14 protein-coding genes are annotated in these 14,854 nt (G+C 36.1%); 9 read left to right on the top strand and 5 right to left on the bottom strand.

The genetic code is table 11. From position 1 onward, the window contains the following. Positions 1-37 precede the first annotated feature (37 nt). The 5 genes from ACJAT0_RS02275 (at position 38) to ACJAT0_RS02255 (ending at position 4,255) form a co-directional block, all read left to right on the top strand. The gene (locus tag ACJAT0_RS02275) at positions 38-1,147 is read left to right on the top strand and encodes an NAD(P)/FAD-dependent oxidoreductase (RefSeq protein WP_415180338.1); all 1,110 of its coding nucleotides are present in this window, start codon (positions 38-40) and stop codon (positions 1,145-1,147) included. Next, on the top strand, positions 1,131-1,865 hold the full coding sequence (locus ACJAT0_RS02270) for a methyltransferase domain-containing protein (protein WP_415180337.1): 735 nt from the start codon (positions 1,131-1,133) through the stop codon (positions 1,863-1,865). Before ACJAT0_RS02275 ends, ACJAT0_RS02270 begins: the two co-directional genes overlap by 17 nt. Continuing rightward, a complete protein-coding gene (locus ACJAT0_RS02265; RefSeq protein ID WP_374002635.1) occupies positions 1,849-2,901 on the top strand; it encodes a type III polyketide synthase in 1,053 nt (350 codons plus the stop codon). Before ACJAT0_RS02270 ends, ACJAT0_RS02265 begins: the two co-directional genes overlap by 17 nt. After that, on the top strand, positions 2,895-3,677 hold the full coding sequence (locus tag ACJAT0_RS02260; RefSeq protein ID WP_415180336.1) for an SDR family oxidoreductase: 783 nt from the start codon (positions 2,895-2,897) through the stop codon (positions 3,675-3,677). The genes ACJAT0_RS02265 and ACJAT0_RS02260 overlap by 7 nt, the downstream gene beginning before the upstream one ends. 137 nt (positions 3,678-3,814) lie before the next feature. Next, on the top strand, positions 3,815-4,255 hold the full coding sequence (locus ACJAT0_RS02255) for a 3-hydroxyacyl-ACP dehydratase FabZ family protein (RefSeq protein ID WP_415180335.1): 441 nt from the start codon (positions 3,815-3,817) through the stop codon (positions 4,253-4,255). A gap of 80 nt (positions 4,256-4,335) precedes the next feature. On the opposite strand, the gene ACJAT0_RS02250 is transcribed toward ACJAT0_RS02255, so the two are convergent. After that, entirely contained in the window at positions 4,336-5,187 is an 852-nt protein-coding gene (locus tag ACJAT0_RS02250) for a DUF547 domain-containing protein (RefSeq protein ID WP_415180334.1), read from the bottom strand. Positions 5,188-5,894: 707 nt separating this feature from the next. Here ACJAT0_RS02250 and ACJAT0_RS02245 point away from each other — a divergent pair. The 4 genes from ACJAT0_RS02245 (at position 5,895) to ACJAT0_RS02230 (ending at position 10,894) form a co-directional block, all read left to right on the top strand. Then, complete coding sequence (locus tag ACJAT0_RS02245) at positions 5,895-7,181, top strand: beta-ketoacyl-[acyl-carrier-protein] synthase family protein (protein ID WP_415180333.1); 1,287 nt, start codon at positions 5,895-5,897, stop codon at positions 7,179-7,181. A gap of 136 nt (positions 7,182-7,317) precedes the next feature. Further along, the gene (locus ACJAT0_RS02240; protein WP_374002630.1) at positions 7,318-7,569 is read left to right on the top strand and encodes an acyl carrier protein; all 252 of its coding nucleotides are present in this window, start codon (positions 7,318-7,320) and stop codon (positions 7,567-7,569) included. 32 nt (positions 7,570-7,601) lie between these two features. Continuing rightward, complete coding sequence (locus ACJAT0_RS02235) at positions 7,602-10,166, top strand: phosphoenolpyruvate carboxylase (protein ID WP_415180332.1); 2,565 nt, start codon at positions 7,602-7,604, stop codon at positions 10,164-10,166. 104 nt (positions 10,167-10,270) lie between these two features. Then, positions 10,271-10,894, top strand: a complete 624-nt coding sequence (locus tag ACJAT0_RS02230; protein WP_374002628.1) for a nitroreductase family protein — start codon at positions 10,271-10,273, stop codon at positions 10,892-10,894. A gap of 498 nt (positions 10,895-11,392) precedes the next feature. Here the strand turns inward: ACJAT0_RS02230 and ACJAT0_RS02225 are convergent, their stop codons facing one another. From ACJAT0_RS02225 to ACJAT0_RS02210, 4 genes are all read right to left on the bottom strand, one after another. Then, positions 11,393-12,328: a TerC family protein gene (locus tag ACJAT0_RS02225; protein ID WP_374002627.1), complete on the bottom strand. Its 936-nt coding sequence runs from the start codon at positions 12,326-12,328 to the stop codon at positions 11,393-11,395. Between the two features lie 73 nt (positions 12,329-12,401). Continuing rightward, on the bottom strand, positions 12,402-12,803 hold the full coding sequence (locus tag ACJAT0_RS02220) for a hypothetical protein (RefSeq protein WP_415180331.1): 402 nt from the start codon (positions 12,801-12,803) through the stop codon (positions 12,402-12,404). Between the two features lies 1 nt (position 12,804). Then, a complete protein-coding gene (locus ACJAT0_RS02215) occupies positions 12,805-13,110 on the bottom strand; it encodes an HPF/RaiA family ribosome-associated protein (RefSeq protein WP_374002625.1) in 306 nt (101 codons plus the stop codon). 480 nt (positions 13,111-13,590) lie between these two features. Then, the coding region (locus tag ACJAT0_RS02210; protein WP_415180330.1) for an OmpA family protein at positions 13,591-14,854 on the bottom strand (1,264 nt) is incomplete at its 5' end.

Raw genomic sequence — 14,854 nt, 5'->3', positions numbered from 1 at the left:
TAACTATTGATCTATCAATAGCCACTATCTTTGAATAGTGAAAAAACAATACGATATTATTATTGCCGGTGGCGGTCTTTCTGGGCTGACAGCGTCCATCTTGTTTTCAAAGGATTTTGACGTCCTATTTATAGATCCAGACGCTTATCCGCGACATAAAATGTGTGGAGAGTATTTAAGTAACGAAGTGATTGATTTCTTAAAAGACTTAGATATTGATCTCAATCGGGAATCTTCCATGAATCTGGAACAATTAAAGTTTACTGCCGCAGGTCACAAAGAAATAGAATGCTCATTGCCACAAGGAGGAAAAGGAATCTCTCGTTATCATCTCGATGAATTACTGTACAACAAGGCCATTGCAAACGCAGGCTTCCTTCAAGAAAAAGTTATTGATTCCTTATATGAAAACGATACTTTTACCGTTACTACTTCCTCTTATAAGTTAAGTTGCAAACAGTTTATTATGGCTACGGGTAAACGATCTTTGTTAGACAAAAAACTAGATCGTGATTTTATTCGGCAAAAATCACCTTGGCTTGCTGTAAAGATGCATTATGAATACAACATGCAGGATAACTTAGTAGAATTACACAATTTTGAAGGGGGCTATGCAGGTGTTTCTAAAGTAGAAAATGGCCATGTGAATCTTTGTTATCTAGCCAGTTATGACTCTTTTAAACAACATAAAAATGTCTCTGATTTTAATAAGATAGTGCTTTCTAAAAATAAATTTTTAGATTCTTTTTTTAAAAATGCGAGACCTGTTTGGGAGCAACCTATTACCATTTCACAAATTTCTTTTGAAAAGAAAGAACCGGTAGAGAACAGCATTCTCATGATGGGTGATACAGCTGGATTGATCCACCCACTTTGTGGAAACGGTATGGCAATGGCTATTCACAGTGCTAAGATCGCTTTTGAAGAACTCCAGCCTTACTTAAAACAAGAACTATCAAGAGAGCAAGCATTAGCCAATTATTCTAAGAGATGGAAAAAAACCTTTAACAGACGATTAAAAATAGGCCGTGTCCTGCAAGGAATTCTTTTAAATAAGACCTACACGAAGTTAGGTTTTTGGTTCCTACGCAGATTCCCTTTCTTATTATCCATTATTATAAAAAGCACTCATGGGAAACCTATCTGATATCAAGTACGCTTCTCATAAACGCAACACCGATTCAGAATGGATGGATGATCCTGAACTGGATAAAAAGACCTTACAACATGCTGTAGATGATATCAATACGGTCAACAGTCTGTTAGGTGGTTTTAAGTTTATGCTCCGTGCTGTAAAAAAAGAAATTTCAAAATATCCCAATCAAAAATTAACTATTGTAGACGCTGGTTGTGGAGATGGCGAGATGTTGCGTTATTTAGAAAAACAGTTGGATCACAAAAACATCAGTTTTCTAGGCCTAGATTTTGCAGCATATTCTATTGTTAAAGCTAGAGACATGAGTGTTGGACTGTCCCGATTAAGCTTTCGCGAAAGCGATATCCTTAAAATTGACCCTAAAGAAATACCATGTGATATTTTAATAAGCTCTTTAACCCTGCATCATTTTGACGATGAAGAAATTGTAAATTTTCTTTCAAAATTCATAGAGATTACAACCAAAAGCATCATTATCAACGATTTGCACAGACACCGACTTGCGTTTCTGTTTTTTAAATATTTAAGTCCTATTTTTATCAAGCATGATATCTCAAAACACGACGGTCTGATCAGTATCGCATCCGGTTTTAAAGTTAAAGATTTCAAGAAATATGCCGCTGCAATAGGCACAACAAGTGACCGATGGACATGGAAGTGGTCGTTCCGTTTTATATGGGTAATTCCAATAGATGAGCGTAAAAATTAAATGTGTTACCAAGGTAACCCCACAATATTATAAGGAGACCAAAGATATATTACCATTTGTAGAAGGATGGCTTTCTGGTCAGGACGAGCGATTGAGACGCAAAACCATCAAGATTTTTGAGGGTGCTGGCGTGGATAGGCGGTATTCCATCATGGATCCTATAGAAGTATTTACAAGAACTTCTTTTGAAGATCGCAATCTTATTTATAAAAGAGAAGTAGTTCCACTGGCACAAAAAGCGCTAGAGGATGCCCTCGAAAAGGCATCTTGGAATGCTCAGGAGATTGACTACATCATTACGGTTAGTTGTACTGGAATTATGATACCGTCTATAGATGCGTATCTGATCAACGCTATGAAGATGCGTCAAGACATCGTGCGTTTACCAGTAACAGAAATGGGCTGCGTTGCAGGAATCTCTGGATTGATCTATGCTGAGAATTTTTTAAGAGCCAACCCGAACAAAAAAGCGGCTGTCATTGCTATTGAAGCACCAACAGCAACCTTCCAACTTGATGATTTCTCTATGGCAAATATGGTTAGTGCAGCCATCTTCGGTGATGGGTGTGCTTGTGTATTGCTTTCTTCTTGTGAAGAAGATGAAGGACCGATGATCAAGTCACATGAAATGTATCACTTTCCTGATGCGACACATATGATGGGTTTTGATCTAGTGAATAGTGGTTTACAAATGGTGCTGGACAAAGCTGTTCCAGAAACTATAGCCAGTCACTTTCCTGCGATCATACATCCGTTTTTAGAAAAAAATGGCCTGACTATTAATGACATTGATCATTTGATTTTTCATCCTGGTGGTAAAAAAATAGTTCAGACCGTTGAAGAACTGTTTCATAAATTAGGTAAAAACATAGACGATACGAAAGAAGTATTGCGTATTTACGGGAACATGAGTAGCGCAACGGTTCTATTTGTTTTAGAACGGTTTATGAGTCGTGAACTAAACAAAGGCTCTAAGGGATTGATGTTGAGCTTTGGTCCTGGTTTTACAGCACAAAGGATACTATTAGAATGGTAAAAGAGTTTCAAAAGAACTACGCATTAATTTTAGGTGGTAGCAGTGGCCTAGGATATGCGAGTGCTTTAAAACTTGCTCAACACGGTATGAATCTCATTATCTTTTATCGTGCCGCTAGAATGCAAACCGAAGAGATGAAAGCTAAATTTGATATACTTAGATCTTATGAGGTTGAATTACTTACTATAAATAGCGATGCCACTAGAGAAGATAGATTAGAAGAAAATCTTTTAAAGATAAAAGCCTTTTTAAAAGATCAAAAGCTGAGTGTATTGCTGCACAGCATTTCAAAAGGTAATCTAAAGCCGCTAACAGGAACTCATACACTTAGTACAAATGATTTCCAGCAAACGATTCATTCCATGGGAATAAGTCTTTACAGTTGGACCAAGGCACTTTTTGAAGCACATTTATTTGCAAAACCTGCTAGAATATTAAGCTTTACTAGTGAAGGAAGCATACGGCCTATGACATCCTATGCTGCTGTAAGTGCGGCAAAAGCAACATTAGAGGCGATCAACAGAAGCATAGCTTTAGAATTTGCACCGTACCAAATCACATCCAACTGCATTCAAGCAGGAGTTACAGACACCTTAAGTTTAAGTATGATCCCTATGTATGAAGAGCTTAAGAAAGCGAGTTTAGTGAGAAATCCGCATAACGAATTAACAACGCCAGAGCGTGTGGCAAATGTGGTGTATTTGTTGAGTAAGGAAGAAGCAAGCTGGATTACTGGAACAGTCATTAAGGTGGATGGCGGCGAGTCGCTTCAATAAAAGTAAATCGAATCTTTTTCTCAGCTGTAAAGAGTAGGTTTTTTAAAGCATCAGGCTAAACAAAAGTAAAATAGTCACTAGGGTCTCACCTTTAGAAAGTAAATGTATCCAAATACTAATAATTCAAATCAATACAAATGCTCCTAAATCCACTAGAAAAAATAGTAGACAGCTTACCTTACGGCGACGGATTCAAATTTGTAGATCAGTTGTTAGAGATCGATGAACATAGTGTGATAGGTGTTTACAGGTTTCAAAAGATAGAGTATTTCTACCAACATCATTTTAGAGACCATCCAGTGACTCCTGGTGTGATTCTAATAGAATGTATGGCTCAGATAGGGTTAGCTTGTTTAGGTAGCTATTTAATTCAGGAAAAGGAGGGAAGACCACAATTTGTCTTCACAGAAAACCACATCACTTTTCTAAACACCGTTTTACCAGAAACCACAGTTATCGTAACGGCAAAGAAAGAGTATTTCAGATTTGGAAAGTTAAAAGTCCTTGTTCAAATGATAGATGAAAACGAGAATAAAATCGCTGAAGGCTGGATGAGTGGTATGATTTTGAGCAAATGATCTTGTTTATTCAAGCCCTACATAAATTTCAATAATAGTGAAAGTCTATACGCTAGAAGCGCAGCGGGCAATCCTCTGTTCTACTCATTCAATTCCCAATTATAATCCATATACCGCACACGTGCATTTTTATCAATTTTCACTTTGCTGTAGGTATTCAGAAAATAAATAAGGTCTCCATTTTTAGTAAAGTCTTCATAGAACCACCTGAATATTTTAGAGATCTCCACACGGTCCGTTGTTATTTTATTTCGTTTGGGGTCGTTGATAAATTGTACCGCTAGTTTTTCTAGTTGTGTATCCACAGTCGCAGCTGTAAAAGCTTCGTTCATCAATGGTGGACAAGAAAACGAAGCGCAATTGATCCCAAAATGAATGCGCGGATCCTTCATTTTTCTTAGAACATCGTGCTCAATCTCTTCTAAACTAACAAATGTATCGCCTATTTTCCAATAGCGTTGCTCCCAAGGATTATTGATGTTTTTGATGCTTTTTATGGGATGATTTTTGATAATCAAATCAATGGTCATTGCATTATAGGCATTCATATAATAAGCAAACCTATCGTTTTTGCTCCAAGTGGTCTTTGGGTTATTTGTTCGTATCGTTTCAAGATATGCTTCTAAAATCTTTTTATCTTTTTTAAATCCAGCATAGTTCACCCGACCATCTTCCTTTACATACTTTTTAAGAAGCGCATTAAAATGGCTGTGATCAAAGACTTCTTTGTTTAACGCAATAGATCTTGCACTGCGTATACTTCGGTCTAGTTCCTGAATATCGTTTTCCGCAAATATCCTTGACTCTATTTCAGATGTGCTTTCAGGAAATGGAATAGAAACAGATTCCGTTGATACATTCACTATTTTATTCTGTGAGTTGCAGGCCATGAGAAAGGATATTGCTATAATTAAAGCCAAAGTATATTTCATAATTGTATGTATTAAATACTGTTTAGAAACAGTACTTGCTTTTTAATTCTTTGGTATCATGATTTTGATGGTCTGTTGAGAATTAGATGATTAAAAACAGGATACTTTACCAAAAAAAACCATTAGTAACCTTGTTTCTTATTTCAAATCTGTAATCAAAATGGATCATTGTAGGAAAGATACGTTTATGTACCAAACGACTTCCCAAACCTAGGTTAACTTTTAATAGCCTGTCCTACCACCTTCAAAATCATTTAAATCGCCACAAGGATTTCTTCAGTTCCCTACATTTATAGAACTAATAATTTGTGGTGCAAAGCATCCTTTTTCAAATAAGTTGTGTCGGTATGCCTTGTTTAAAGTTATTTCTGCTGTTCCATGACCTACACAATTCTATTTGTCTTGTATATCCAGTTGATTTTATTCAGTAAGAGAGGTAAGCCTAGATCCATTAAAACTATGCTAAGGCAACTTTAATCTACTTGCCCAGTTTCCTTTTTTCTCCAATTCTTTTGAATTGTTGAAAATTGGTTGGCAGGAGGAAGCTGTTATTTAGTAACCCGTTTCCACCTGTTATTAATTCTAAGCATATAAAATTTTGCACTGCATGAGAATCTACTTTATGGGTATATGTGTACAGATTATTTCAAAAGTCTAACAAGGTAAATAGCATTTTTAAAATAAAGATGATGTAATTTAGACCTGGAATGAAAATAACTGCTAAGAATAGAGTTGTAATTACAGGAATGGGTGTTGTGGCACCTAATGCTATTGGTGTTTCCGCTTTCGCGAAAGCCTTACAAGAAAAGATCTCTGGACTGCGATTTGATCCACAATTAAGAGACTTAAACTTCGGATGCCAGGTTTCTGGAACACCAGAAATAACGGAAGAATTGCTAGCCCAAAACTTTACTCCTTTGCAATTAAGAGGTTTAAAAGCCAGTGGTCTCGTTTACGGAGTTATCGCAGGAAAAGAAGCTTTTAAAGACGCTGGCTTAGAAATTGCTGGTCCAGAAAAAGCTATGTCTGAAATGGGAATCATATTTGGAACGGGACAAAGTGGTGGCGAGAAATACAGAGAAGCCATTAACTTAATAGATGATGGAAAAGTACGCAGGTTAGGAAGTACCAGTGTGATACAAACCATGACCAGCGGCATAAGTGCTTGGCTTTCGGGTGAGTTGGGTTGTGGAAATATGGTCACCAGTAACTCGAGTGCCTGTTGTACTGGGACAGAAGCTTTTTTAATGGGATATGAACGTATTGCTGCGGGAAAAGCAACTCAAATGCTCGTAGGATCAACCAGTGATTCTGGGCCTTACATTTGGGGTGGTTTTGATGCGATGCGCATTTTACCAACAAAATACAATGATGATCCAGAAAATGCAAGCCGACCTTTTTCAAATGATGCGGCTGGATTTGTTCCTGGATCTGGTGCTGGAGCATTTATTCTCGAGAGTCTAGAAAGTGCTCAAAATCGTGGTGTCCCTATCTATGGAGAAGTTTTAGGCGGAGCGGTAAATTCTGGCGGACATCGTGGAGATGGTTCTATGACTGCTCCTAACGGAAAAGCAGTACAAGATTGTATCCACCTGGCCTTAAAAGATGCTGGGATTAAATCAGAAGAAATAGATGCGATCAACGGTCATCTAACCGCAACTTCAAAAGATGCGTTTGAGATTCAAAATTGGTCTGAAGCATTAGGTCGCAAAGGAAACAACTTCCCTCTTATCAATACCTTTAAATCTTACATAGGTCATTGCCTTGCTGCGGCTGGAAGTGTGGAACTGGTGGGTGCTGTACTGCAATTGAGAGAACAAAAAATCTATGCGAATAGCAATATTACTGCATTACATTCTAAAATCACAGATTTGATAGATACTAATTGCGTGCCCTTACAATCTAAGGGAGCCGCTATTAATATTCTTGCCAAAGCAAGTTTTGGTTTTGGAGATGTGAATGCTTGCGTTATTCTTAAAAATTACAATTATTAACGGTGTATTGCGAAAAAAAAGAACTGACACCACTGTTTAATTTATAATCAATAGTTTATATTCTTAAACTCGTCCTTATCATTAAGGGAAATCCATATTTTGATGGTATTTTTAGACAACTATTGAAAAAACAAACATGCAAGAAAACGAAATACAGCAAAAGCTTTTTAAAATTGTCAACGTCTACTTACCACAGGATGTAAGTAGTGATGCTATACAGTTGCACAGTCATTTAATGCAGGACTTAGGTATCAACAGTGCGCATTTAGTAGATATTGCTCTAGATGTGGAAGATGCCTTTGATATTACACTGGACGAAAAAGACATGGAAGAAATGCAAACGGTAACTGACGCGATTAAAATAGTCGCCTTAAAAACCGCTTTATAAAAACTTCAATATTAATTTAAATTACCGACCTTATGTCAAGATTGCCAAAAATTGAACGATTCAAAAATGAAGTAGAATCTAAATACCAAATTTTCAATGGTATTTTCATGACACTGCCTTTTGATCAGATTTCTAATACTGGCGGACTGTTGCCCTTATTTCACGAGTTATGTGTAAGTGGTTATGAAAAAGGTAAAAACCCTACAGAAATTGTTCAATACTTCTTTGAACGCTACATGAGAGATACAGAAGAGAAGGAGCGCGAGACTATGCTTTTTAAATTTATACAATACATCGAGCGTCAGGTGGTATTGTTTGATGCTATTGAAGATGCGGCTTTTAGTAAAGTAAATAACCTTGATGGTCGTGGAACCTTAAGAAGTATAAAAGAAGAAGCAGTAGAATTAGATAAAACAGAAGAACTTGCCGCTTACTTAAAAGAATTTAAAGTGCGCCCCGTTTTAACTGCACATCCTACACAATTTTATCCAGGTGCTGTATTGGGAATCTTAAATGATTTAGGACAAGCCATCAAAGCAAATCAGATTCAAGAAGTGAAATTATTGCTATCTCAATTAGGAAAAACTCCTTTTTTTAATAAAGAAAAACCAACCCCTTTTGATGAGGCTATTAGCTTGATCTGGTACCTAGAAAATGTATTTTACAATGCCATGGGTAATATTTACGATTACCTAAAAACGCATATTGAAAATCCAGAGGAGTTTAAGAATCAGATTGTTGAAATAGGTTTTTGGCCTGGTGGAGATCGGGATGGGAATCCATTTGTTACCACAGAAATCACTCTCGATGTTGCCAAAAGGTTGCGTGCTACACTGTTTAGAAATTATTACAGAGACGTTCGTAAATTACGTAGAAGACTCACTTTTAAAGGGGTAGAAGAACAGCTTGCCGTTATAGAATCTATGTGTTATAAGGCTATTTTTGAGACAGAAGTGCTAGATTTTACCCCAGAGGACCTTATTCATAAATTGACATCTATCAGAACACTCGTTTTTCAGGATCACAACTCCCTATTTTTAGACCAGATAGACAGTTTTATTCACAAGGTGGAATTATTTGGATTTCATTTTGCCACTTTAGATATACGTCAAGATAGCAGTGCCCATGATACAGTCTTTGACGAGATTCTTGCTTTTTCAAAAGTGCAACTACCTTCTAATTATAACGACTTATCAGAAAAGGAAAAAATAAATGTACTCTCACAGGTAGAGGGATCTGTAGATCCTAACGAATATAACGACGAGTACACACAGCGCACGTTAAGCAGTATTTATGCGATTAAAAACATCCAAGAACGCAACGGTGAAAAAGGCTGCAACCGGTATATTATTTCCAACACACAAATGGCTTCTCATATCATGGAGGTCTATGCAATGTTGCGTTTGTGTAACATGACGCAACCTAAAATAGATGTAGTGCCCTTATTTGAAACCGTTCCTGATCTCGTTAACGCACCATCTGTTATGCGATCACTTTATGAGAATGAAAATTACCGATCACATGTTCAAAGACGCGGTGATACACAAAATATCATGTTGGGTTTTAGCGATGGAACAAAGGATGGCGGTTATTTAATGGCTAACTGGGCTATTTATAAAGCAAAAGAAGCATTGACTTCCGTTTCCAGAGAATTTGGCATCTCCATAGTTTTCTTTGACGGTAGAGGAGGGCCACCGGCGCGTGGTGGTGGTCAAACCCATCAATTTTATGCTTCTATGGGGACAAAAATTGAAGCAAAACACATTCAGTTAACTATTCAAGGTCAGACTATTAGTTCTAAATTCGGAACGCTAGAGAGCTGTCAGTACAACCTAGAACAGATGATAAGTAGTGGAGTAAGTAATGCCGTTTACGCCAGTGATGCAAACGACTTCTCTCCATCAGATCAAGCTACTATGGATCAATTGGCAGATACCAGTTACAAAGCTTACACGGATTTTAAAGCGCATCCTCAGTTTTTATCTTATCTAGAAAAAATGAGCACTTTAAAGTATTATGCAAAAACAAATATAGGAAGTCGACCAAGCAAAAGAGCTGGAAGTGCCGAGTTGCGATTCAAAGACTTGAGAGCGATTCCTTTTGTAGGATCTTGGAGTCAATTAAAACAAAATGTACCTGGCTTTTACGGTGTAGGTACTGCGCTAGAAACGATGGATAAAGCTGGGAATTGGGAACAAGCTCAGTCACTTTACAAAAACAATAAGTTTTTCCGTACATTGTTAGATAATAGCATGATGAGTCTTACTAAGTCATTCTTTGGTTTAACTGCTTATATGGAACATGATGCTGTTTATGGATCATTTTGGAAGCTTATTTATGAAGAGTACGAACGTTCAAAAAAGTATATGTTGATGATCTCAGGAATGAATTCTTTAATGGAAAATGAACTCGCTGGACGCGCCAGTATACAAGCCAGAGAAAATATCGTATTGCCTTTACTAACCATACAACAGTATGCCTTAAAAATGGTTCAAGACATTCAGGCTCAAAAAGAATCCAAGAATATGGAAACTTACGAACGTATGGTAACGAGATCACTTTATGGCAATATCAACGCCAGTCGTAATTCTGCTTAACTAGGTAATTCTATTTTTGAAATTCATACATCACAATGGTTAAAGGTTTGTAAAGCATCGGTAAGGGAATGTATTATTCTCCTATATTTAAAATAAAATTTATAATGGATATAAATACAACAGATTTATTCAAGAAAACTCCAACAGAACATGAGGTTCATGATCTAATTAAGAACAGATGGAGTCCACGAACTTTTTCTGATCAGCCAGTTTCCCAAAAGGAATTACAAGTTCTTTTTGAAGCAGGAAGATGGGCACCTAGTTCTAGTAATTTACAGCCTTGGAATATTGTTTGGGGAATCAAAGGAAGTGAAGCTTATGATCGCATTATGAATGTGCTCGTAGAATTCAATCAAAAATGGGCAAAGAACGCACCGGTTCTTTTGCTAGGAGTTGTCAATACCAAGACGGCAAAAGGAGATGATAATTACCATGCGCCGCACGATTTAGGATCATTTAGTGCAAATATGGCTCTTCAGGCACAAAGTATGGGAATAGCTTTTCATCAAATGGCCGGACTTGACTTTGAAAAAGCTAAGAAAGAATTTAAATTTCCGGATACCTATCATGTAGCTACCGCCATTGCAGTAGGATATTACGGAGGAGAATTGAGTAATGTTCCAGACTTTTTACAGGAGGCAGAAACCGGCGAGAGAAGTCGCAAAAAGCAAAACGATTTTGTTTTTAATGGAGATTACAGAGAAACCGGAGATGTGAAAGAAGAATAGGTTCTTTTGCTGTAACGTACTATTAAATTAATTTTTATTAGAACATTTGGATACTTCATAGAATAAATATAAGAAGCCTTGAATACTAAACATCCTGTATTTAAGGCTTCTTTGCTTTTAGAAATTCCATGGATAAAAATCTATTTTACCTTCGTATACAGGTCTTCACAATATTACCGAGGGGCTTTTAAAGTGTACTGATATAAAATTGATAATTCTTCTTTGGATCATAATGGTGTTATGATTTGTGACCTGTTTTGATAATTATTTTTTGTATTTCCCGCTGAGCTTCAACCACTGGTTTTTAATATTGCCAGTTTTGTAATTTTAGAGAAGCGACCTGTTCTAATTTTTAATAGCTGATGTTTGAACCTATAAAAGGTACCGCACTTAGTATTCAGCGGTCTTAGAAAAGGAAAGGAAGGTTTTAGGGCAAGCGTTCCTCTGTTTTTAAGCTATAAATAAGGTAGCAGACTTTCTTCCGTCTTTTTTATCATTTTAAGTTGTCTTATAATATTTAGAAAATATACCTCCAAGAAGAAGAGAAAGAAGAATAACAGTTAAAGAAATCCATTCTGGAAAATGCACATAGTTTACTAGAATCATTTTAAAACCTACAAATGCAAGTATAGCGACCAAACTGTAATGTATGTATTTAAATTGATCTAATAAGTTAGCTAAGAAGAAGTACATACTACGCAATCCCATAATAGCTAAAATGTTACTGGAGAACACAAGAAATGGATCTGAAGTAATAGCTAGTATGGCAGGAATAGAATCTAAAGCAAATAGAATATCTGTTAATTCAATAACTACAAGAGCTAGAAATAGAGGAGTAGCCATACGTTTGCCCATTTTTTTGATAAACAATTGTTGTCCTTCTATGCGGTCTGTTACCGGAAATAATTTTCTAGATATTTTATAAATTTTTGAAGTTTTAGGATCAAATTCTTCCTCATTGCTCCTTATCATTTTAAAAGCGGTATACAGCAAGAAAGCACCAAAGATATAAGTCATCCAGCTGATTTCATTGATCAATGCAATACCAAACAGAATCATCAATGCTCTAAAGACAAGAGCACCAACAATGCCCCAAAATAGAATACGGTGCTGGTATTTTTGATCTATCGAGAAGGACTTTAAGATTACTGCAATAACAAAAATATTATCAATACTTAGGGATAGCTCAATAAGATAGCCAGTTACGTATTTTAAAGAAGCATCTACAGCGGTCAACTGATCTGGGTTATTTATATAATTCCCATCATATATCAAATATATTGCCCCGGTAAATGCCAAGGCTATACCAACCCAAAGGGCTGTAAATTTAGAAGCTTCTTTTGTGCTGATGACATGCGCTTCTCTATTAAAAACAAAAAGATCTAGAAATAAAAATACACTAACTAAAGCAATAAATGATATCCAAATGATCATATCAGTGAGTTGATTGGAATGATAAAATCCAACTCGAAAGAGCTGGATTTAGAATTTTTAGGTAGTGATGATATTATGGAATGCGTATGGACGCAGTATCCATGTCAAAAAAGGCTAACATTTCACTGTAAAGCTTTATTTCCATACCCTTTTCACCTTGAATAGCTATAGGAAATATAAGCATGTCAGGATCTTTTTGCAATGTTTTAATAGCCCCATTACAATCGATGTCGTGATGTTCCCCGTACTTCTTTACATAGCTAGAATGGTCCGTATGCAAAAGATCGCTTACTCTTATTTGAAGCGCATCTGCAATTTCAGTCCAAGCAGTTCCCGCAACTTTATCTTTCGACACATCGATGGAAAGGAGCCTTTTGCCGGAAGACTCTGAATAAGCAAGAGTTTCTCTGTGACTTTTTTGATTGGAGTTATAAAAGAGTACAATTTGATTTGGATCTGTAGCTAGAGAAATCATATTATGAATGTGTTTTTATAGTGGCTTTTCTTTTTTCACATTGTGTTTTCAATTGATCAACTACCTTATTTACCGACTCGTGAAAAGTATCATGGCTTTCTTCAGCATAGAGTCGAGGACCTGGAGCACTTAATCTTATTTGTGCAATTTTTCCAGTTTCATCACTTGATGTATTTTCAGTCTTAAAAAAAACATCTGCTCTGGTTACCCAACTGTAACGGTCAAAGATGATCTGTAATTTTTCTTTCGTGTAGTTTTCTAGTTCTTCACTTCCAGAAACATGCTGATAATTAAATTGAATAGTCATAAGGATGATTTTAACCTAAATTTACAATTCTTATATCATTTTCTGGTCTGTTTATAAAATTCTTAATACAGCTTTAGTAAATTATTAAGTTTTGTATCAAATTATGTGATTTATATTAACCATTCAAGCCCCAAGACACGTGACAGATTGCCCTTTTGTCACTTCATCTTTAAAATTTTTACAGCAATGTGATTACAATTAGGCTCCATACACAGGAATATGCCTGGATTCATTACTGCATAGAGTAAAAAGCTCTGCAACTTATGTAAAGATGCCGCTATTAAAGGATAGAGGTCTAATTTGATGTTTTATCATGATATTGTAAATTTCAACTAATAGCATACGAACATATTATGAGTGTGAATTGTATTCTCGCTTTGGCGAAAGCGGAAAAGCAATAGATTAGGTCAATAACTTTGCATTAAATAATTCTCGATCAACTGTACAGCTGATTGGGATTTATGAATGTAATGATGGTTGTTACTGCATAATTGTAAATTCGCACCGACGGTTTATTTCATACTCTTCGTCAGAACAAAGGCCTTCTTTAATGCAATTGTTGAGTGGTTGCATTTCACCGTAGCCTATACTGCGCAACCTATTTTTATTAATTCCTTGACTGATTAAGTATTTCATTGTTGATTCGGCACGTTTATTAGATAAAAGAAGGTTGTATTCACTGGATCCACGAATATCAGTGTGTGCCGATACTTCCACATTCATTTCAGGATATTTCTTCATAATAGTTACCAGATCTTTTAAAGTTGCAGCAGCTTGGCGTTTAATGACAGCTTGATCAAAATCAAAGAAAATTTGTTCTAATTCTACTTGTATATCTCCTTTACGATCTTGTTTTATAATTTCTTCTGCATTTTCATAGGATAGAAGCGTTAAAAGGATATCGTGACTAATCTTACCGTCTTTTTGGGTAGAAAAAGATATGTTTTGCGGAATATAACGGCTGTTAGTTGCCCGCACAGTATATTTTTTACTAGGTTCAAGTCTAAATGTATAAGAAGCATCACCTCCCGTAAGGATGTCGTTTATGACCACTCCGTGCTCATCAAATAATGAAACCTGTGATCCCGGCAATATTTTTTTACTAATGCTGTCTTGTACCCTACCAATGACCATATATTTAGCACGTATATTTTCTTTTCTTTTCCCTGAATAAATTTGATCTAAACCATCTCTGTTGGAAGAAAAATAACTTTCGTTAGTTACTTCATCAATTATAAAAGCGTAATCATCTCTAGGACTATTTATACTACTGCCTAGGTTGATGGGGTTATCAAATTCTCCATTGATCATATTCACTCTATATATATCTAAGCCTCCTAATCCTTGTTTCCCATTAGTTGCATAATACAGCGTATTGATAGTGCTGATGTAAGGAAATTGATCTCTGAACGCTGTATTAACAGAAGCTCCTAAATTAATAGGATCGCCATAAGATCCGTCTGTATGGAGCATCACTTTGTAGAGATCAAACTCTCCGTATCCTCCTGACATGTTGCTTGAGAAATAAAGAGTTTTACCATCTTTACTTATAGAAGGATGTTCTATGCTATATAGATCATTATTAAAAGGTAATAAGGTAACGTTAGTCCATTTATTATCCACCTTTTCTGCTCGATACAATTGAATATTAGAAACCCTTTCTCCGTTTATTTTAACACGTTTTGTATTGTTCCTGTTGAAGTACATGACCATTCCTTTTTCAGTAAATACGGCATTACTCTCA

It is taken from the genome of Nonlabens sp. (genome assembly GCF_047636915.1).
In the GTDB taxonomy this organism is placed as follows: Bacteria; Bacteroidota; Bacteroidia; order Flavobacteriales; family Flavobacteriaceae; genus Nonlabens.
Note: the sequence above shows the minus strand (reverse complement) of the source record. Positions and strands in the feature narration are given on the sequence as shown.

Excerpts from the sequence above, each read along its gene's own strand:
- ACJAT0_RS02235 (WP_415180332.1), top strand. The coding sequence starts at position 7,602 with ATGTCAAGATTGCCAAAAATTGAACGATTCAAAAATGAAGTAGAATCT.
- ACJAT0_RS02225 (WP_374002627.1), bottom strand. The coding sequence starts at position 12,328 with ATGATCATTTGGATATCATTTATTGCTTTAGTTAGTGTATTTTTATTT.
- ACJAT0_RS02220 (WP_415180331.1), bottom strand. The coding sequence starts at position 12,803 with ATGATTTCTCTAGCTACAGATCCAAATCAAATTGTACTCTTTTATAAC.
- ACJAT0_RS02255 (WP_415180335.1), top strand. The coding sequence starts at position 3,815 with ATGCTCCTAAATCCACTAGAAAAAATAGTAGACAGCTTACCTTACGGC.
- ACJAT0_RS02265 (WP_374002635.1), top strand. The coding sequence starts at position 1,849 with ATGAGCGTAAAAATTAAATGTGTTACCAAGGTAACCCCACAATATTAT.
- ACJAT0_RS02240 (WP_374002630.1), top strand. The coding sequence starts at position 7,318 with ATGCAAGAAAACGAAATACAGCAAAAGCTTTTTAAAATTGTCAACGTC.
- ACJAT0_RS02260 (WP_415180336.1), top strand. The coding sequence starts at position 2,895 with ATGGTAAAAGAGTTTCAAAAGAACTACGCATTAATTTTAGGTGGTAGC.
- ACJAT0_RS02215 (WP_374002625.1), bottom strand. The coding sequence starts at position 13,110 with ATGACTATTCAATTTAATTATCAGCATGTTTCTGGAAGTGAAGAACTA.
- ACJAT0_RS02230 (WP_374002628.1), top strand. The coding sequence starts at position 10,271 with ATGGATATAAATACAACAGATTTATTCAAGAAAACTCCAACAGAACAT.
- ACJAT0_RS02270 (WP_415180337.1), top strand. The coding sequence starts at position 1,131 with ATGGGAAACCTATCTGATATCAAGTACGCTTCTCATAAACGCAACACC.
- ACJAT0_RS02245 (WP_415180333.1), top strand. The coding sequence starts at position 5,895 with ATGAAAATAACTGCTAAGAATAGAGTTGTAATTACAGGAATGGGTGTT.
- ACJAT0_RS02250 (WP_415180334.1), bottom strand. The coding sequence starts at position 5,187 with ATGAAATATACTTTGGCTTTAATTATAGCAATATCCTTTCTCATGGCC.